General features: G+C 74.3%; 17 protein-coding genes and 1 pseudogene. 10 read left to right on the forward strand and 8 right to left on the reverse strand.

Going from position 1 to position 18,906, the window contains the following annotated elements:
• Window positions 1-132: 132 nt before the first annotated feature.
• The 5 genes and pseudogenes from ACH35V_RS19180 to ACH35V_RS19200 all read left to right on the forward strand — a co-directional run.
• A pseudogene (locus ACH35V_RS19180) lies at window positions 133-273 on the forward strand (acyl-CoA dehydrogenase); the annotation flags it as partial.
• Window positions 274-391: 118 nt separating this feature from the next.
• Window positions 392-925 carry an acyl-CoA dehydrogenase family protein gene (locus ACH35V_RS19185; protein WP_395973969.1) on the forward strand — a complete coding sequence of 178 codons (534 nt, stop codon included), beginning with the start codon at window positions 392-394 and terminating at the stop codon, window positions 923-925.
• A 119-nt stretch (window positions 926-1,044) separates the two neighbouring features.
• Window positions 1,045-1,254: an HGxxPAAW family protein gene (locus ACH35V_RS19190; protein WP_131969122.1), complete on the forward strand. Its 210-nt coding sequence runs from the start codon at window positions 1,045-1,047 to the stop codon at window positions 1,252-1,254.
• 142 nt (window positions 1,255-1,396) lie between these two features.
• Window positions 1,397-2,485, forward strand: coding sequence for a glutamate--cysteine ligase (locus ACH35V_RS19195; protein ID WP_395973970.1), 1,089 nt, complete (start codon window positions 1,397-1,399; stop codon window positions 2,483-2,485).
• A 250-nt stretch (window positions 2,486-2,735) separates the two neighbouring features.
• A complete protein-coding gene (locus tag ACH35V_RS19200) occupies window positions 2,736-3,689 on the forward strand; it encodes an anti-sigma factor RsbA family regulatory protein (RefSeq protein ID WP_395973971.1) in 954 nt (317 codons plus the stop codon).
• Window positions 3,690-3,696: 7 nt separating this feature from the next.
• Here ACH35V_RS19200 and ACH35V_RS19205 read toward each other — a convergent pair whose 3' ends face one another.
• Window positions 3,697-4,641: a phosphotransferase gene (locus ACH35V_RS19205; RefSeq protein ID WP_395973972.1), complete on the reverse strand. Its 945-nt coding sequence runs from the start codon at window positions 4,639-4,641 to the stop codon at window positions 3,697-3,699.
• Window positions 4,642-4,750: 109 nt separating this feature from the next.
• Between ACH35V_RS19205 and ACH35V_RS19210 the strand changes: the two genes are divergently transcribed.
• The 5 genes from ACH35V_RS19210 (at window position 4,751) to ACH35V_RS19230 (ending at window position 9,788) form a co-directional block, all read left to right on the forward strand.
• Window positions 4,751-5,218: a hypothetical protein gene (locus ACH35V_RS19210; protein ID WP_395973973.1), complete on the forward strand. Its 468-nt coding sequence runs from the start codon at window positions 4,751-4,753 to the stop codon at window positions 5,216-5,218.
• 81 nt (window positions 5,219-5,299) lie between these two features.
• On the forward strand, window positions 5,300-5,932 hold the full coding sequence (locus tag ACH35V_RS19215; RefSeq protein WP_395973975.1) for a GNAT family N-acetyltransferase: 633 nt from the start codon (window positions 5,300-5,302) through the stop codon (window positions 5,930-5,932).
• Window positions 5,933-6,245: 313 nt separating this feature from the next.
• Window positions 6,246-7,040 (forward strand): SAM-dependent methyltransferase, encoded by a 795-nt coding sequence (locus ACH35V_RS19220; RefSeq protein ID WP_395973977.1) that lies wholly within the window; start codon window positions 6,246-6,248, stop codon window positions 7,038-7,040.
• Window positions 7,041-7,236: 196 nt separating this feature from the next.
• Window positions 7,237-8,568, forward strand: a complete 1,332-nt coding sequence (locus tag ACH35V_RS19225; protein WP_395973978.1) for an acyltransferase family protein — start codon at window positions 7,237-7,239, stop codon at window positions 8,566-8,568.
• A 47-nt stretch (window positions 8,569-8,615) separates the two neighbouring features.
• Complete coding sequence (locus tag ACH35V_RS19230) at window positions 8,616-9,788, forward strand: helix-turn-helix domain-containing protein (RefSeq protein ID WP_395973980.1); 1,173 nt, start codon at window positions 8,616-8,618, stop codon at window positions 9,786-9,788.
• Window positions 9,789-9,797: 9 nt separating this feature from the next.
• On the opposite strand, the gene ligA is transcribed toward ACH35V_RS19230, so the two are convergent.
• The 7 genes from ligA to ACH35V_RS19265 all read right to left on the reverse strand — a co-directional run bounded on the left by ligA (window position 9,798) and on the right by ACH35V_RS19265 (window position 18,871).
• A complete protein-coding gene (ligA, locus tag ACH35V_RS19235) occupies window positions 9,798-11,888 on the reverse strand; it encodes an NAD-dependent DNA ligase LigA (protein WP_395973981.1) in 2,091 nt (696 codons plus the stop codon).
• 36 nt (window positions 11,889-11,924) lie between these two features.
• Complete coding sequence (locus ACH35V_RS19240; RefSeq protein WP_395973984.1) at window positions 11,925-12,824, reverse strand: alpha/beta hydrolase; 900 nt, start codon at window positions 12,822-12,824, stop codon at window positions 11,925-11,927.
• Complete coding sequence (locus ACH35V_RS19245; RefSeq protein WP_395973985.1) at window positions 12,821-13,726, reverse strand: DMT family transporter; 906 nt, start codon at window positions 13,724-13,726, stop codon at window positions 12,821-12,823. The genes ACH35V_RS19240 and ACH35V_RS19245 overlap by 4 nt, the downstream gene beginning before the upstream one ends.
• Entirely contained in the window at window positions 13,726-15,852 is a 2,127-nt protein-coding gene (locus tag ACH35V_RS19250) for a phosphatase PAP2 family protein (protein WP_395973987.1), read from the reverse strand. The genes ACH35V_RS19245 and ACH35V_RS19250 overlap by 1 nt, the downstream gene beginning before the upstream one ends.
• Before the next feature lie 465 nt (window positions 15,853-16,317).
• The gene (locus ACH35V_RS19255; RefSeq protein ID WP_395973989.1) at window positions 16,318-16,515 is read right to left on the reverse strand and encodes an MbtH family protein; all 198 of its coding nucleotides are present in this window, start codon (window positions 16,513-16,515) and stop codon (window positions 16,318-16,320) included.
• Between the two features lies 1 nt (window position 16,516).
• Window positions 16,517-17,845, reverse strand: a complete 1,329-nt coding sequence (locus ACH35V_RS19260; protein ID WP_395973991.1) for a lysine N(6)-hydroxylase/L-ornithine N(5)-oxygenase family protein — start codon at window positions 17,843-17,845, stop codon at window positions 16,517-16,519.
• 9 nt (window positions 17,846-17,854) lie between these two features.
• Window positions 17,855-18,871 (reverse strand): ABC transporter substrate-binding protein, encoded by a 1,017-nt coding sequence (locus tag ACH35V_RS19265; protein WP_395973993.1) that lies wholly within the window; start codon window positions 18,869-18,871, stop codon window positions 17,855-17,857.
• Between the last annotated feature and the right edge of the window lie 35 nt (window positions 18,872-18,906).

Raw genomic sequence — 18,906 nt, forward strand, 5'->3', positions numbered from 1 at the left:
GCACCTCTAATGCGGGTCCCGCCGACCGGAAGGCGCGGAGGCGCACCCCCGCGCCGCGTCCCGGTTAGCCGTGCGGCGGCCGGGAAAGAGCAGGCCATGACCCTGGACGCGCTCCCCGGCGACCTCTACCACATGCAGGAACTCCTCGACGAGCGCGAGAAGGAGGTCGTCGGGCGGGTGCGGGACTTCCTGGAGTCGAAGGTCGCGCCGATCGCGAACGGCTGCTGGGTGCGGGCCGAGTTCCCGTTCGACCTGATCCCGGAGTACGGGGCGCTCGGCATCGCCGGGCTCGCCCACGACGAGTGCCCGGGCGAGAAGCCGAGCAGCCTGCTCACCGGGTTCCTGGCGATGGACAGCCACCCGCATCGAGAACAAGATCGCGCTGCGGACCGTGCAGAACGCCGACATCATCCTCTCCGGCTGCCGCGTCCCGGAGGCCGACCGGCTCGCCGGGGCGAACACGTTCAAGGACACCGCCGCCATCCTGCGCCGGACGCGCAGCGGCGTCGCCTGGCAGGCCGTCGGGGTCATGCTCGCCGCCTACGAGATCGCGCGCGACTACGCGGTGGAGCGCGAGCAGTTCGGACGGCCGATCGCGAGGTTCCAGCTCGTCCAGGACCTGCTGGTCAGGATGCTCGGGAACACGACCGCGTCGCTCGGCATGGTGGTGCGGCTCGCCCAGCTCCAGGACGACGGCCTGTACCGCGACGAGCACTCGGCGCTGGCCAAGGCGTACTGCACCACCCGGATGCGGGAGGTCGTCGGCTGGGCGCGGGAGCTGATGGCGGGCAACGGGATCGTCCTCGACTACGGCATCGGCCGTTTCGTCGCCGACGCCGAGGCGCTCTACTCCTACGAGGGCACCCGGGAGATCAACACCCTGATCGTCGGCCGCGCCGCGACGGGCCACAGCGCTTTCGTCTGACGCCGGCGCCTCCGCCTGATCCGGCGCGTTCGGCTGACCCCGGAACGCCTTGTGGCGAGGGGCGTTGCTAGAGTTCGGGCGTCGAAGCCCCAACGGATCCCGCAGAGGAAGACCAACGCATGTCGACTGGCAGCCACGCCGGGCGCCCGAAGTCCTGGGTCGCGGTGACCATCATCTTCGTCGGTTTCGTCGTCGGCGGCGTGGGCCTCGTCATGGGACCCGACTGGATCGTGTTCGGCGCGGGCGCCGCGGTGACCGTGATCGGCGGGATCATCGCGCTGGCCGTCGACATCATGACCGACGTCGTCGTCGACGAGCCCCGCCAGTAGCCCCGCCGCTCCGGCCAAGGGAGCGTCAAGGACAGCCCGCGGGGCCCTTTAGCGCCCGTCCGGCAGGTGCGAACCGGACGGCGGCCACGTACGGTCGAGGGGAAGCAGCCTCCTGCGTCGCTCCCGAGCCCGAGGTGGTGGGATGCCGCTGCGATTCGGAATCGAGGAAGAGTACTTCGTCGTCGATCCCGTGTCCCGGGAGGTCGTCCCGCGTGCCGCCGCCGTCGTGCGGCGGGCGTCGGCGGCGCTGGGCGAGCGGGCCTCCACGGAACTGGTCGACTTCCTCGCCGAGGCCAAGACGCCCCCGTGCGACGACCTCGACAAGCTCGACGGGCAGGTCCGCGCGATGCGGGCGGCGATGGCGGCCGCGGCGGCGGCCGAGGGCGTCCGGCTCGCCGCGACCGGGACGCCGGTGCTCGGCGAGCTGTTCCCCGCCCCGATCGGCGCGGGCGCCCGCTACGCCGAGAGCCGCGCGACCTACCGGGGCCTGGACGACGAGCAGAGCATCTGCTCGTGCCACGTCCACGTCGAGATGCCCGACCGGGAGCACGCCGTCCAGGTCAGCAACCATCTGCGGCCGTGGCTGCCGACGCTGCTGGCGCTGGCCGCGAACTCGCCGTACTGGGCCGGGCGCGACACCGGCCACGCCTGCTGGCGGGTGATGGCGTGGGCGCGGTGGCCGGTCGCGGGCCCGCCGCCGTTCTTCGAGTCGTCCGCCCACTACGAGGACGTCGTCGCGACGCTGCTCGGCTGCGGCGCGCTGATGGACACCGGCACGATCTTCTGGGACGTGCGGCCCTCGGCGCGGCTGCCGACCGTGGAGATCCGGCTCGCCGACGTCGCCCCGACCGCCGCCGACGCGGTCGTGCTCGCGGCGCTGATCCGGGCGCTGGTGGAGGTCTCGTCCGCCGCGGTGGACGCGGGCGAGCGGGCGCCCGACCCGCCGCAGGAGCTGCTGCGCGCGGCGTACTGGCTGGCCGCGCGGGACGGCCTGGCCGGGACGGGCGTGGACGTGTGCACCGGCCGCGCCGTCGGCTTCCGGGAGCTGGCCGGCGACCTGCTGGCGCACGTCCTGCCCGCGCTGCGCGACAGCGGGGACCTCGGCCCGGTCGCCCGCGGCGTCCGCCGGCTCCTCACCGGCGGGACGGGCGCGGAGCGCCAGCGCGGCGCGTACCGGCGGCGCGGCCGGCTGACCGACGTGGTGGACGCCGCGATCCTGCGCGACAGGTGAGCCCCGCGGGAAGCGATTCGACGGCCCGGGGAAGCGCTTTCGGCGGTCGAAAACGTGACTTTACGGACTTCACCCGTTTTTCGGAGGCCGTCAGCGGGTAGTCGTCGTGGTGACCACAGCTCGGCCGAGGCGGCCGTCCGACCCCGGGGGACGCGGCGTTCAGCCGTCTGGCACGAGCCGCTCCCCTACGCGTACCCTCGAACCCGATGCACGTGCATACGCCACCCGCCCCGACCGAGAAGACGGCGCGATGAACCCCAGGCCCGGGGGGCCGGGCACGTCGCCGCCGCGTGACGCGTTCGTCCACCCAGCCCTCTTCTACCGCGACGACGAGGAGTACCTCGCGGGCACGGTGCCGTTCATCCGCGCCGGCCGCGAGTCGGGCGAACCCGTGGCCGTCGCGGTGCCGGGCGAGCGGCTGGGCACGCTGCGCGAGGCGCTGGGCCGGACGGCCGGCGAGGTGTCCTGGCTGGACATGTCCGAGGCGGGCCGCAACCCGGGCCGCATCATCCCGGGCGTGCTGCGCGACTTCGCCGACCGGCACGCCGCCGCCGGGCGGGTGCGGATCATCGGCGAGCCGATCTGGCCGGGCCGGTCCGCGACCGAGTACCCGGCCTGCGCCCAGCACGAGGCGCTGATCAACCTGGCGTTCGAGGGGCGCGGCGTGTCGATCCTGTGCCCCTACGACGTGAGCGGCCTGGACGACGTCGCGATCGCCGACGCCCGCGCCACCCATCCCGTCGTGATCGACCGGCACGGCGAGCACGTGAGCGGCGACTACGCGCCCGACCGCGTCATCAGCGCCTACAACCGGCCGCTGCCGGAGCCGGCCGGGGCGGTCGAGATGAGCTTCGACCTCGACGCGCTGCCCCTCGTCCGGGAGTTCGTCACCCGGTGGGCGGCGCGGTTCGGCCTCGGGCCGCGGGCGGTGGGCGACCTTGAGCTGGCCGCGAACGAGCTGGCCGCCAACTCGTGCCTGCACGGCGGCGGAGCGGGCACCGCACGGCTGTGGTCGGAGGACGGCCAGGTCGTGTGCGAGGTCCGCGACGCCGGGACGATCACCGACCCGCTGGCCGGGCGGCGGCCCGCCGACATGAGCCCGGACGGCGGCCGCGGCATCCTGATGGTCAACCACCTCGCCGATCTCGTCCGGATGCACACCGGCCCGGACGGCACCGCGGTCCGCGTCTACATGCGCCACTGACCCGGTATTACGGGGAGATCGCGCGGGTGATCCCGGCGAGCGACTCGGCCAGCAGCGCCTCGCGGCCCGTCGACGCGGCGTACTCGGCGAGCGTGGCGCTCAGGTTCAGCGCGAGCGTCCGCGCCGCCGCCTCCCGGCCGGGCGGCACGGGCAGCCCGTATCCGGCCAGGAGCGCGTCCCGCGCGGCGCCGCCGAACCCGGCGTAGGCGAGCGACAGGTCGACGGCCGGGTCGGCCAGGCACACGTCGCCCCAGTCGATCACCCCGGCGACGCTGCCGTCCGGGGCGAGCAGCAGGTGGCGGACGTGCAGGTCCCCGTGGACGATCACCGGATCGCCGGCCGGGACGCCGCGCTCGCGGGCGGCGGCGAGGAACGCGTCCACGGCGGGGTCGCGCTCCCATACGCCGAGTTCGGCGAGCGCGTCCAGGCGGCCGGTCGTGCGTGCCGCCCGGATCGCCGGGGCGGCCCGTCCCATCGGGTCGAGCGGCAGCCCGTGCCCGGCCTCGCGGACGAGCGCCGGGTCGTGCAGGGCCCGCAGGAAGGCCCCGATCCCGGCGGCGAGGGCGGTCCGCTCGCGCTCCGGCGGGCGGACGTCGGCGAACTCGCGGCCCGGGATCATCCGCGCGCCCCAGAACGGCCACGGGAAGTCGTCCGACGGCTCGGCGGCGAAGCGCGGCACGGGCACCGGCAGCGGCAGCCTCGGCGCCAGGACGGGCAGCGCCGCGATCTCCCGCTCGATCCCCGGCACCGCGATCTTGCGGCGCGGGAACCGGAACACCCACTCCCCGCCGACGAGGAAGACCGTGTTGTCCCAGCCGGTGGCGAGCCGCTCCACCTTCGCATCGCGCAGTTCGGGGAACCTGCGTCCGATGAGCGCGGCGGCCAGGTCCGCGGTGACCTCGCGTTCTGGGGCCCATTCGGGGGGCGGCGATCCGTCCGGTCGGGTGGTCACGTCCGCCCACGCTACCCCGATGCCGAGACTTGACCCGGCTCCAGGTGTAGCGGGCGGACGGCGGGAATGGATCCAAGCGCCCGATCTCACCCGACATCAATGGGGAACGATGCGTTTTCTGGCTCGTGCTCACCAGATGCCCGCCCGGCTGACCGTGGGGGCGTTCGTCGTGAACTCGGGGCTGTCGAAGCTCAAGGGCGGGGACGAGGCGGCGGAGCAGACCCACGGCCTGGCGAAGACCGCCTACCCGTTCCTGGGATCGCGGGATCCGCGGGAGTTCACCCGCATGCTCGGCACCGCCGAGGTGGCGCTCGGCGCCGCGCTGATGGTGCCGCTGGTGCCGTCGATCGTCGCGGGCGCGGCGCTCACCGCGTTCGCGGGCGGGCTGAGCGGCCTGTACCTGCGGGTGCCCGGCATGCGGGAGCCCGGCGGGCTGCGTCCGACCCAGCAGGGCACGGCGCTGGCGAAGGACTTCTGGCTGCTCGGCATCGGGTCCGCCCTCGTCCTGGAGGAGATCGGCCGGGCCCGCGAGGAACGCCGCGCGCGGCGCGGGCGCCGGTGCTTCAGGTTGACGTGAGCGTGCGCGCCCGGTGAAGATCAGCGCGTCCCCCTGGAGGCCGCGCAATGACAGACCAGCGCCCATGACAGACCAGCGCCCGTGACGGGCGGGCCCGAGCCGTCGCGGCCCGCCGTCCGCGAGGCCGCGGCGCCCGACGTCGCGGAGATCGCGGCGGTCCTCGGGCGCGCCTTCGACGACGACCCGGTCTGGTCGTGGCTGCTGCCGGACGAGGCGTCCCGCGTGCGCCGCCTGGCCGGGCTGTTCGGGATCATGCTGCGCCGGGTGCACCTCCCGCACGGCGGCACGGAGCTCGCCGGACGGGACGCGCGCACGGAGGCGGCGGCGCTGTGGGACCCGCCCGGGCACTGGCGCGTCCCCCTCCGCGTGCAGGCGGCCCAGGCCGTGCCGCTGCTGCGGGTCCTCGGCGCGCGGATGCCCGCGTCGCTGCGCACGCTGAGCGCGATCGAGAAGGAGCATCCCCGCGAGCCGCACTGGTACCTGGCCGTGCTCGGCGCCGATCCGCCCGCGCAGGGCAACGGCCTGGGGGCCGCGCTGCTGCGGTCCCGGCTCGACCGCTGCGACGCCGACGGCGTGCCCGCCTACCTGGAGAGCTCGAAAGAGATCAACGTGCCGTACTACGAGCGGTTCGGGTTCAAGGTGACGCGGGAGCTGACCCTGCCGGGCAGGGGCGCCCCGCCGATCTGGCTCATGTGGCGGACGCCCGGATCCTGAGCGGCTCCGACAAGGATTCGGCAGCGCGGTTAAGGTCCTGTCATGGCCGGAAGCGGCCATTTGGACAATTGAGCATCACGGCGGATGCGCGCTCGGCGACCGTCCGCTCGCCCGCCGCGTTCCTGATCATCGTCACCGGCGCCGCCCGGACCCGCCGGACGCCGCCAAACGCGGCTGGCCCGATGCGGCCACGCGGCGGGCGCCCTCCGGGCGGTCCGCGGGCCGTCTCAACCTTCCGGCGACCTACGCCGCCTACCGTCGAGGGAGAGCCACGCCCCCGCGCTCCTCTTCGTGAAAGCGACAGGTGAAGCGAATGACGACGGTCGGCACCCGGGCGCCGGAGACGCGGCTCGCCCTGCACAGGCCGGGCCCCGCGCGCGTCCAGGACTACCTGCTCGGCGGCAAGGACAACTACGCCGCCGACCGCGAGCTGGCGCTGCGGCTCCTGGAGGTGCTCCCGCAGGCGGCGGAGGCGGCCCGCGCCGCCCGCGAGTTCCTCGCCCGCGCCGTGCGGCTGGTCGCGGGACGCGGCGTCCGGCAGTTCCTCGACCTCGGCTGCGGCCTGCCCACGGCCGGGAACCTGCACGAGTTAGCGGCCCGGCACATTCCCGGCACCCGCATCGTGTACGTCGACGACGACCCGCTCGTCATCGCGCACGCCCGCGCGCTGATGATGGACGGCGGCAACGTCGCCGCGCTGCGGGCCGACATCCGCGACCCCGGCGCGATCCTGGACAGCCCGGAGGTGCGCCGCCTCATCGACCCGGCCGAGCCGGTCGCGCTGGTGTTCTCCTCCGTCCTGCACTTCCTGCCCGGCGCGGCCGACCTCCTCACGGCGCTGGCGGGCCCGGCAGCGCCCGGCAGCGCCCTGGTCGTCTCGCACGTCACCGCCGACTTCGCGCCGCTCGCGATCACCGAGGCGGCGCGGCTCTACCTGGAGGCGAGCGACATCCCGCTGTTCCCGCGCGGCGCGGTCGAGGTCGCGCGGCTGCTGGGCCCGTTCCGGCCGGTCTCCCCCGGGCTCGTCCCGCTGACCTCCGGGCCGCTCGGCGGGACGTTCCGCCCCGGCCACGAGCCGATCATGTACGGGGCCGTCGGGCTGCGCTGACGCGGACCGCATTGTGGAGTTGGTCACACCCGGGGCGGGTACGGCGTGCCGCTTCCTGATCACGGAGTCCCTGCTCCCGCCCGTGCTCGCGGGCCTCCGCGACTATCACCCTCAGTCAGCCGCCGGTGCGCCGAGTTAAGAAAAATGTCATTCGCCGGTTAGAGAACGCGTGCGCGCCGCCCCTAGGGTGGCCCGGATGCCGACGAACACCCTGACTCCGCCTCAAACGCAGATCGGCTCCCGTCCGGACAAAGCGCGCCGGATGGACTGGCTGGACGCTCTGCGCGGGCTCGCGGCGCTGGTGGTGGTGTTCGAGCATTCCCTCGACGTGCTCCTGCCGGAGGTCCGCGGCGCGGCGAGCCCGTGGTTCGACTTCGGCCGCTACGGGGTGTTCGTGTTCTTCCTGGTCAGCGGGTACGTCGTGCCGTTCTCGCTGGAGCGGCGCGGGAGCGTCCGGCGGTTCTGGGCCGGGCGGTTCTTCCGGCTGTACCCCGCGTGGTGCGTGTCGCTGGCGCTCGCGCTGATGCTCGGCGCGGCGGGGATGTCGTACGGGCTGCCGGCCGCGCTGAGCGAGCGTCCGTGGGCGTCCGCGCTCGCGCACATGACGATGCTGCAAGATCTCCTGGGCGTGCCCAACGCCGTCAACGTCTACTGGACGCTCTCCTACGAGATGGTCTTCTACCTGCTCGTGACGGCGATGTTCGTCGCGGGGGTGCACCGCTCCAGCGCCCGGGTCGCGCTGGGGTTCGGCGTGGGCGCGGCGATCCTGGGCGTCGCGCTGCCGTCGGGCCTGCTGGCCTCCCGGTGGCCGGGCGGGACGATCCTCGCCGCCGCGCTGTTCCTGGCCGTCGGGCTCGCGGCGATGGTCAGCCGCCGCCGCGCGGTGCGCCGGACGGGCGTCGCGGTGGTGGCGGCGCTGGCGCTGGGGCTGCTCGTCCTCGACAGCCGTATCGGCGCCATCGAGAGCCTGTGCATCATCGCCACGATGTTCGCCGGGACGGCCGTCCGGGGCATCCAGGACGGGCGGCTGCGCACCTGGCCCGCCGTCGCGATGGTCGCGGTCGTCCCCGCCTTCACGCTGGTCGCGGGCCTGCGCACGCCGACCGCCCTCGCGCTGAACGCCAACCCGGCCCCGCTCGGGCTCGACTGGTCCATCGCGGTCGGGGCGGCGTGGCTGACGTTCCTCGGCGGTCTCGCGCTGCGGAACCGTCCCATGCCCCGCGCCCTGGTGTGGTCGGGGACGGTCAGCTACTCGCTGTACCTGCTGCATCCGCTGGTCATCCAGGCGATCTGGCACGCCGCCGGACGCGACCCTGGCAACCTGCCCGGCTCGATCCGGCTGATCTGGGGCGTGGTGCTGGTCACGCTCGTCCTCGGCTCGGCGGCGGTGGCGTACCGCTACGTCGAAGTCCCGGCCCAGCGGCTCGGACGGCGCGTGACGGCCCGCCGCCGCCCCCGCGCGGACGCGGGCCCGCGCGCTGACCCGGGCAATGACCCGGGTAATGACAGCGTGCGCGTTCCTGTTTAAGGTGAGGCGGATCCGCCCGAGCCCGACCCCGCCGAACGGAACACCGGATGACGCAAGGGCCCATGCCCGCCGGGCTGCCGAACATGCTGCGGCAGCATCTGCGGGCCGCCGTCGCCGAGATGGAGCGGGAGATCCGCGACCAGGTGCCCGAGTACGGCGCGGGCGGCGGCTACGCCCGGCGGGTGGAGCGGACCGTCAGCGACACGGTCGCGTTCTTCGTCGACTCCGTGGATCACCCCGACGCCGACCCGCGGCAGCTCACCGACCTGTACGTGCGGCTCGGCGAGCAGGAGGCCAGGCAGGGCCGGAGCCTGGACGCCCTCCAGAACGCGATGCGGGTGAGCAGCCAGGTCGCGTGCCGCCGGTTCATCAAGGACGCCTACCGGCTCGGCTGGTCGCGGGAGACGCTGGGCCGGCTGACCGACTCGCTGTTCCTGCTGCTGGCCAGGGTCGCCGACGCCGCCGCGCAGGGCTACGCGCGCGAGCAGGGGCAGCTCGCGACCGAGCGTGAGCGCCGCCGCGACCGGCTGCGGGACCTGCTCATCGCCGAGCCCGCACCCGGCCGGGAGGCGATCGCGGAGCTGGCGGTCGCGGCCCGCTGGGAGCTGCCGAAGAGCATCGGGCTGGTCGCGCTGCCGTCCGGGGCGCCCGCCGCGGCGCGGATCCTGCCGCCCGCCGTGCTGCCCGACTGGGACGCGCCGATCCCGTTCCTCGTGGTGCCCGATCCGGACGGCCCCGGCCAGGACCGGCTGTGGCCCGCGCTGCGCAGGCTCGGCACGGCGGCGATCGGGCCGACCGTCCCGATCGGGCGGGGCGCCGTCTCGCTGCGCTGGGCGCGGCACGCGCTGGCGCTGGCCGAGCGGGGGCTGCTGCCCGGCGGCGCCCCGATCCGGTGCGCGGACCACATCGCGACCCTCGCCACCCTCGCCGCGGAGGAGCTGGTCGACGCGACCGCCGCGGACGTCCTCGGGCCCCTGCTGGAGCTGCCGCCCGCGCGGCGGCAGCCGCTCGCCGAGACGCTGCTGACGTACCTGCGGTGCGGCGACAACGCGGTGATCGCGGCGGAGCGGCTGCACATCCACGAGCAGACCGTCCGGTACCGGCTGCGCCGCATCAACGAGCTGACCGGCGGCCGGTTCACCGAGCCCGGCGGCCGCCTCGACGTGATGCTGATGCTGAACTGGCTCGTCCGGACGGGCCGCGCCGAGCGGACGGCGTGACCGGCGCCGTCACAGGAAGGCGGCGACGCGGCCGGCGAACTCCTCCGGGGTGACGATCTCGACGCCGAGCTGCTCGGCCTTGGCCCTCTTCGACCCGGCCTTCGCGCCCGCGACGAGCAGGGACGTGCGGGCGGACACCGACGAGGACGCCTTCCCGCCGGCGCGCTCGATCAGCTCGTTCACCTGGGTGCGGGACAGGCCGTCGAGCGGCCCGGACATCGATCCGGTGGCGACGACCGACAGCCCGGCCAGCGGCAGCCCGGACGCCTCGTCGCCCGCGGGCTCGGCGGGGCCGGTGGCGCCCGGCTCCGTCAAGGTGACGCCGGCCGCGGCGAGCTTGTCGATCAGCGGGGCCAGCTCGGCGATCTCCTCGACCAGGATCGCGGCCCGCTCCGGCCCGACGCCCTCGACCTGCTGGAAGACCTCCGCGTCGGCGGCGCGGATCGCGTCCATGGTCGCGAAGTGCCGGGCGATGCGGCGGGACATGGACCGTCCGGTGCCGCGGACGCCGAGCGCGCAGAACACCTTGTTCAGCGGCTTGGCCTTCGCGCCCTCGATCGCGGCGATGAGCGCGGCCGTGCTGGTCTCCCCCATCCGCTCCAGGGCGATGACCTGGTCGTGGGTGAGGACGAACAGGTCGGCGAAGTCGGTGATCAGCCCGGCGTCGACGAGCTGGTCGATCCGGTTCTCGCCGAGGCCCTCGATGTCGAGCTGGTCGCGCCCGACGGCGTAGCGGACGGACGCGACCGCATGGCACGCCCGCCCCCGGACGCACCGCCACCGCTGCTGCGACGCGTCGATCGCGTCGCCGCAGCGCGGGCACGCGGACGGCGCCTCGATCGGCCGCTCCTCCCCGGTCCGCAGATGCACGACCGGGGCCTCCACGCGGGGGATCACGTCGCCCGCCTTGTAGACGGTGACGTGGTCGCCGATCCGCAGGCCGCGCCGCTCGATGTCGGCGGCGTTGTGGAGGGTCGCGTAGGTGACGGTCGAGCCGTCCACCTCGACGGGCTCCAGGACGGCGCGCGGCGCGATCACGCCGGTGCGGCCGACGTTCCACTCGACGTCCAGCAGCCGGGTGATCTTCTCGACGGCGGGCAGCTTGTAGGCGACGGCCCAGCGGGGCGCGCGGGAGGAGAGCCCGGCGGCGGCCTGGTCGGCGGCGGCGTCCGCCTTGATCACGATGCCGTCGATGCCGAAGTCGAGGTCGGCGCGCAGCGCCGCGATCTCCTCGACGCGCCCGCGGACCTGCTCCATCGTGGCGCACGTCGTCCCGGCGACCGGGGTGGTGGCGGTCGTCTTCACGCCCAGCTCGTCCAGCAGTGCCATCAGCGCGCTGTGCGGCAGCTCGCGGAGCCGTTCGGCCAGCTCAAGGGCGGTGCCGGTGCCGAATCCCGCGTCGGCGGGCAGGGGCAGGATCCCGTACCCGAAGAAGGTCGTCTCCACCTGGTAGGCGTGGTGCTTGGTCCGCAGCGACCCGGCGGCGGCCGAGCGCGGGTTGGCGAACGGCGGGTGCCCGGCGCCGGTGCGGGCGGCGTTGGCGGCCCCGAACTGGGCGCGGGTCATCAGCACCTCGCCCCGCACCTCCGCCGTGACCGGCTCGGCGAGCCGCTCCGGCAGGCCCGTGATGATCGCGATGCCGCGGGCCGAGACGTCCTCGCCGGCGGTCCCGTCGCCCCGGGTGACCAGCTGGACGAGGCGGCCGTCGCGGTAGCGGGCCGAGATCGCCAGGCCGTCCAGCTTCGGCTCCACGCTCCACGTCGCGACCTCGCGGCCGAGCCTGCGGACGAGGCCCGCGGCCCACGACTCCAGGCCCTCGGCCGAGAACACGTTGTCGAGGCTCAGCATCGGGACCGTGTGCGGGACGTCCCCGGCGACCGCTCCCCCGGCGACCTTGCCCGTCGGGGAGTCCGGCAGCACGTGCTCGGGGTGCCCGGCCTCGTAGGCGGCGATGCCGCGCACCAGCCGGTCGAAGGCGTCGTCGTCGAGCGGCGAGTCGCCCTCGCCGTAGTAGGCGGCGGAGGCCGCGACGGCGCTCTGCACGGCGGCGGCGTAGGCGGCCTGGTCGCCGATCTCCGTAAGGGCCGGTGTCTCGGTCATGACCACATCATCCCTGGTCCCACCGACATTTCGGACTTATCGGGGGCCCGCGAGACGGTGCCCGAGGAAGGCGAGCTGCGGGCGCAGGAGGCGCTGCCAGTAGGCCACGTCGTGGCACCCGCCGCTCATCGAGCCGTCCGGCCGGACCCGGTCGCGAAGCCGGCGCGTCATGCGTGCGAACGGGTCGCTGTGCCCGCAGTCGACCCGGAGCGGGACGCCCTTCAACGCGTCCAGTGAGGCGAAGACGTCGTTGCGGGCGAAGTCGTCCCGGCCGTCGAACGCGCGCCGGTTGGCGGAGCGCGCGTCGTCGTAGGAGGAGAACAGGGCGGGGGACGACGCGACGACCGCCGCCATCCGCGCGGCGCCGAGCTGCCGGGTCAGGACGAGCGCGCCGTAGCCGCCCATCGACCAGCCGATCGCGCCGACGCGGTCGGTGCGGGCGCCGCGGTCGCGGAGGCGGGGCAGCAGCTCGTCCGTGATCATCCCGATGGGGTCGTCGCCGTCCGCGCGGGGGTGCCAATAGGAGTCCTTGCCGCCGTCGACGGCGACGAGCGCGAACGGCGGGACGCCGCCGTTCGCGACGGCGTCCGGGAGGTAGTGGTGGAGGTTGAGGCTCGCCACGAGGGACGTCGCCGTGTGGCCGGTGCCGTGCAGGGCGATCACGACCGGCAGCCCGCGCAGCGAGCGGCCGTCCGCGGGCGGCACGATGGCGGCGGTGACGGCGGTCCGGCGCCGCGCGGACCGCCACGTCATGAACTCGATCTCGACGGGCCCCGGCGGCGGCTCAGGCGCGTCCCCGCACCTGCCGAGCGCGCGGTCGAGGCGCACCTTGCCGGGCAGGACCTCCCGCTGGACGAGGGCGTACCCGGCGCCGCTCATCGCGGTGACGGCCCCGAGGCCGCCGACGCCGCCGAGCAGCGCCCGCCTGGTGATCAAATCGCCTCCTTCACGGCGGCGGCCTCTCTCCGTGCGGCGGCCGCGGAGCGGGACAGCATGGCGACACCCGCGGTCAGGAGCATGGCCGTGAACGATACGGCAACGAACGCGGACACCGTCCGCGGCGGCAGGGTGTGGAAGGCGAGCACGGCCACCAGGTAGGACGCGATGGGGTTCGTCATCGTCATGGCGGTCATCGCCGCGGGCAGCGAACCGGCCGCGAACGCCCGCTGCTCGATGACGAGCCCGAGCAGCGTGCTGCCGGCGAGGGTGTAGCCGGGCCAGTCCACGGCGGTCGCGGCGACGCCGTGGTCGACGAGGCTGGCGGTGGTGAGCTTGATCAGCACGGCGGTCGCGGCGAAGCAGAGCCCGGCGCAGACGCCGAGCAGCGCGGCCCGGACCGGCCCCTTGCGCAGCCACGCCGCCCGGGACAGCACGATGATCAGCGGCGCGGCGATCAGCCCGGCGAGGAACAGCCGCGGCCGGGACGGCTCGCCCTCGGGCGGGATCGCGCCCGGCACGGTGAACAGGACGGCGAGGCCCGCCGACACGGCGATGCCGCCGAGCAGGTCCATGCGGGCGGGGCGGCGGCCCGTGCCGACCGTGCCGAGCAGGATGGTGAAGACGAGCTGGGTGACCAGCAGCGGCTGGACGATCGCGGTCGACCCGAAGTGCAGCGCGGCGGCCTGCGTCGCGAACCCGGCCAGGTTCACGACCCACCCGGTCAGCCACACCGGGTCGCGGACCAGCCGGCGGATCAGCCCGTGCGCGGCGGTGGCGCCCGTGCCGCCGTGGACGGCGCGCCTGGCCGCCCGGTACTGGAGCGCGGCGGCCCCGGCGAACAGGAACGCGGCGGCCAGGCTGAGCCAGACCGACCACGCCGTCTCACCGGACCACTCCATCACGCCGTCCCGGCCCGTGCGCCGCCGTCCGCGCCGCGCTCCCGCCCCGCGACGGCGGCGGACAGCTCGTCGAACGCCTGGACCATCCCGCCGATGAACGCGGCCGCCTCGGGCAGCAGCCTCGGCTCGGCGGTCACCGCGACGTGCAGCGCCCCGTCCCAGCTCAGCGCGCCGACGGCGAACGGGACGCCGTCCGCGAGCGGCAGGATGGGGTGGACGTCGCCGAGCGGCACGCCCGCCATCGACATCGGCACGGCGGGCCCCGGCATGTTGGAGACGATCCCGCCGAAGAACCGGGCCCGGTAGGCGCCGCGCGCGGCGCGGGCGTGCAGGCGCGGCGGCAGCGCGCCGATCAGGGCGAGCACGGCGGTGCTCGCCACCGCCCGGCCGGACCTGCGGCGCCGCTCGGCCGACCGGTGCACGGCCGCGAGCCGCTCGTGGACGGGCATCGGGTCGAGCGGGACGTCCAGCCGCAGCGCGGCCGTGAGGTTGCCGGGCACTGCGGTCCGGCCCCGGTCGGGCGGGGCGGGAGCGCGCAGCGTCATGGGGACGGCGGCGCGCAGTGCCCGCCCGCCCGCGCGTTCGCCGCGCTGGGCCAGCACGTCGGCGACGACCTCGCCGACCAGCGCGAGCAGCACGTCGGTGACGCGGACACCGGCGGCCCGCGCGGTGTCCCGGACCTGGTCGAGCGGAAAGGTCACCGTCTGGAATCCGCGCTCAGGACCGAGCGCGCCCGTGACGGACACGGTCGGGGCGGCGCCGTCCAGGCCGAGCAGGACCAGGCCGGGGACGACGGCGGCGGCGCGCGCGAAGCCGCCGGGGCCCTTCATCGGCTCCGCGTCCGGGAGCCGGGGTTCGAGGATGCCGCGCAGGATGTCGACGACGCCGATCCCGTCCGCGATGGCGTGGTGGAGGAGGATCACGATGGCGTCCGGCCCGTGGTCCCCGCCCCGGACGAGCCAGAACCGCCACAGCGGCCGGTCGTGGTCGAGCGGCCCGGCCACCAGGCGGGCGACGAGGTCGTCCAGCGCGCGGCGCCCGCCGGGCCTGGGGAGTTCGATCTGCTGGACGTGCCAGTCGAGGTCGATCGCGTCGGCCTCGGCCCAGCGCGCCCGCCGGAACCGCCCGGCGGGGATGATCCGCTGCGTGAGGCGCGGCAGGTGCGGCAGGCGCTCGGCCATCAGGTCGCGCATCCGCTCGGCCGGCGGGCCCGTACCGGCGAACACGGCGACCCCGCCGACGACCTGCGGGACGTTCTCGCTCTCCACGTGGAGGAAGAACGCGTCGGCGGCGGCCACCCGCTGCTCCCGCCGGGCTGGGAGCTCACCGGCGCGGATGCCGGGCGGGCGCCACCGCCGCACGACACTCACGCGGAGCCGTTCGGCTGCGGCCGCGGCCGGGATGAGCAGCAGCCCGGCGGGGATGTCCACGACGTAGTGGGCGGCGGTGGCCACGATGACCAGGGCCGTCACGACCAGATGCAGCGCGCACAGCCAGGTGAGGAAGGCGCCGGTCCGGGCCCGCACGGCCGCCACCCCGATCCAGGCGACCCATCCGATGTGCAGGCTCGGGATGGCCGCGTACGGGTTGGCGCCCGCCGACACCACGCCGGTTCCCCAGGTCGCGGGCGGATGGTGGACGGCGATGATGTCGATGTAGCCCTCGTCCGGCAGCAGCCTGGGCGGTGTGGTCGGCCAGAGCGCGAAGCAGCAGATCGCGATCAGCGTCAGCCAGATCAGCGTGTTGCGGGCCCACGGGTAGACCGGGCTCTTGCGCCACCACAGGTACGCGAGGAAACCGAACGTGCCGATGGCGTACGTCGTCGCGTACTCCCACGCGGCGATCGCGCCCAGCCACTCGTGCCGGACGAGCACGTCGTTGAGCGGACGCTCGATGTCGAGGTGGGTCCAGCGTTCGAAGTCGAGCAGGGCACGCCCGTTCGCGTCGCTGACCTCCCGCGGGCCGGTGAAGACATGGGTGAACGTCAGGTAGACGGCCAGGACGACGAGCGCGGCGGCGATCTCACGCGCCGCCGACGCGGCCCGTCCCCCGCCGGACTCCCCCGCGCCGGACTCCCCCGGACCGGTCTCCCCTGTGCCGGCCGCGACCGATTCGGACCGGATCAAAGCGCCTCCCGCCTCGTCCGTCACTCCCGCCCACTACCGATCATCTTCCCCGTCATCCATAGCAACGACCAGAACTTGTTTATTGCGTTGCCATGGACGCCGATCGGCAGGCCAAGAAGAGCCACGAAAGAGAACTGCGAAGGTGTGAAAGAAAGGGCCGGTCAGCGGTCCGATGCCGCCCATGCCCGCATGCCCCCGGCCGGCGGGCGAGACGGTCCCGCGGCGTCCGCCCCGGCACCGCGGGACCGTCCAGCCCGCCGGCTGCGGCCGGTGCCCCGACCCCGCCGAGCGGGCCCCCCTCCTGCACGGCCCGCCGGCGGCGTCGCTCTCCGGCTCCCAACTCCTACAGCGCCCGCCCGCCGTGAAATGTCACACGACCGGCCGCAATAGTGGTCTACCTGGGAGGACGTCCCGGCGCGGCTTCCGCGGGACCAGTGCGCGGCACGCGCCGCGCGGCGCCCTGGGTCAGGTGATGAGGCTCCGCGGGCGCAGGTCGGTCCAGTTGGCGGTGATGTAGCCGAGGCAGTCGGGCCGGGACGCGGGCCCGAAGGCGGCCGTCCACCCGGCGGGGACGTCGGCGAACTCGGGCCACAGGGAGTGCTGGCCCTCGTCGTTGACGAGGACGAGGAACGTGCCGTCGGGGTCGTCGAACGGGTTGGTCATCTCACGCCTCCTGGGCGACGGGGACGGAGCGGCGGACCATGGAGCGGACGATCTCCCCGGTGCGCACGGCCGTCATGGACAGCAGCGACGACGCGATGCCGTGGCTGTGCTCGGTGGCTCCTTGCAGGTAGACGCCCCAGCGCGGGCCGGGGTGGGTGGCGACGCGGTAGTCGCGTTCCATGACGGGACGTCCGTCCGGCCCGGTCTGGCAGTGCGAGGCCGCCTCGCCGAGCAGGTCGAACGGGTCGCGCTCGCGGTAGCCGGTGGCGAAGACGATCGCGTCGGCGTCCAGGTCGCTCACGTCGCCGGTCGGCATGAACCGGATCCGCGCCCGCACTCCCCCTGGCAGCTCCCGGACGTCCATGACGCGCGACACGTTGAGGATCCGGAGCCGTTCGGCGCCCGCGACCTTCTCGGCGTAGGAGCGCCGGTACAGCTCGTCGATGAGGTCGAGGTCGACCACCGAGTAGTTGGTGTTGCGCGAGTAGTCGAACAGCATCCGCTTCACGTCGTCGGGCGCCGCGTAGTAGTGGTCGACGGCCTCGGGGTCGAAGATGCGGTTGGCGAACGAGCTGTCGTCGGCGGGCGAGTACCCGTACCGGGCGAAGACGGCGCACACCTCGGCGCCGCCGAAGGTGCGGTGCAGGTACTCGACGGCCTCGGCGGCGCTCTGCCCCGCGCCGACGACGACGAGCCGCTTCGGGGTCCAGCCCGGCCGCTCGGCGAGGCGGGTGAGGAGGTCCTCGGTGTGCCAGATCCGGTCGCCGGCCTGGACGCCCTCCGGCAGGACGGGCTCCAGCCCGGCGCCGATGACGGCGTTGCGGGTCAGGTGCGTCTCCAGCTCGTCGTCGCGCCGCACGACGACTTCGAGCGTGTCGTCGTCGTGCGGGCGCATGGCGACCACTTCGGAGCGGTAGCGGACCCGGTCGGCGAACGCGGCGGCCGTCCATTCGAGGTAGTCGTGGAACTCCACCCGCGTCGGGAACATCGTCTTGTGGTTGACGAAGTCGACGAGGCGGCCCCTGGCGTGCAGGTACGCCAGGAACGAGTACGGGCTGGCGGGGTTCCGCAGCGTCACCAGGTCCTTGAGGAAGTGGACCTGCATGGTGGCGCCGTCGATGAGCATGCCCCGGTGCCAGCCGAACTCCGGCTGCTTCTCGAAGAACACGGCGTCGGCGGCCGCGCCGTCCCCGCCGCCCGCGCGTCCCGGGCGGTCGGCGCGGTCCGCGCGGCCCGCCTCGTCGAGCGCGACGGCGAGCGCCAGGTTGGACGGGCCGAACCCGATGCCCACCACGTCATGGACGGGGATCTGCATGCGCTCCTCCGGCATCAGGCGGGCCTAGGCGGGCTTGGCCGCGGCGGCCTTGGCGATCTTCGGGACGATCTGCTCGATGACGTACGGGACGGACAGCGGCGTCGGCGTGCGCAGCGGCCAGAACGACTTCAGGTCGAGCGCCACGTACGCGCCGCGCTTGACGACGGCGAGGTCGGCGAACAGCTTGTTGCCCTCGACCTTCTTCTGCGTGGCCGGGTCGTCGTTGTAGTGGCTGAGCAGGACGTCCACGTCCAGGATGGAGATCTTCTCCATGCTCAGCTCCGCGGCGAAGCCCTCCCCGGGCAGCTTCTTCACGGGTTCGGGCAGCACCATGCCGAACTGCTTGAGCATCTTGACGCTGGTGTCGGTGTCGGCCTTCATCACGCCGATGTTCCCGTTCGGGAACATGCTGGTGAACGCGAACTCCTTGCCGTTCAGCTCGGGGTGCTGGGTCTTCACGGCGGCGAGGCTGGTGTCGAGCCTGCCGATCAGGGCGCGGCCCTCTTCGTCCTTGCCGACGGCCTTGGCGACCTGCATGGTGATCTGCTGCCAGGCGTCCTCGGCGGGCCCGGTCTGGTACGCGACGGTCGGGGCCAGCTTGGAGAGCTTGCCGTACTCCTTGTCGATGTAGAAGTCGCCGGCGGCGAGGATCAGGTCGGGGCGCAGCGCCGCGATCTCCTCCAGGTTGAACCCGGCCTCCCCGGCCTTGAGCAGCTTGGGCTTCGCGCCGGTGAGCTTCGGCGCGCTCCAGGGGGCGAGGCCGTCGGGCTGGACGCCGGTCAGCTCGGCCATGCCGACGGGCGTGATGCCGAGCGCGAGCAGCGCGTCCTGGTCGACCTCGCCGAGCGCGACGATCCGCTTCGGCGCGGACTCGATCTTCGCGGTGCCGAGCTTGTGGGTGATCGTGACCGGGTACGCGCCGGTCCCCGCGTTGCCGCCCGAGGCGTTCTCCGCGGGATCGTCGTCGCCGCAGGCGGCGGCCGTGCCCAGGCTCAGGACCAGCGCGGCGGTGACCGCCATTCGCCGCATGAAGGTGCGCATAGAGGACCGGTGTCCTTCCGAAATTCCGGGGGGTT

It is taken from the genome of Actinomadura sp. 1N219 (genome assembly GCF_044326405.1).
Taxonomy (GTDB): Bacteria; Actinomycetota; Actinomycetes; order Streptosporangiales; family Streptosporangiaceae; genus Spirillospora.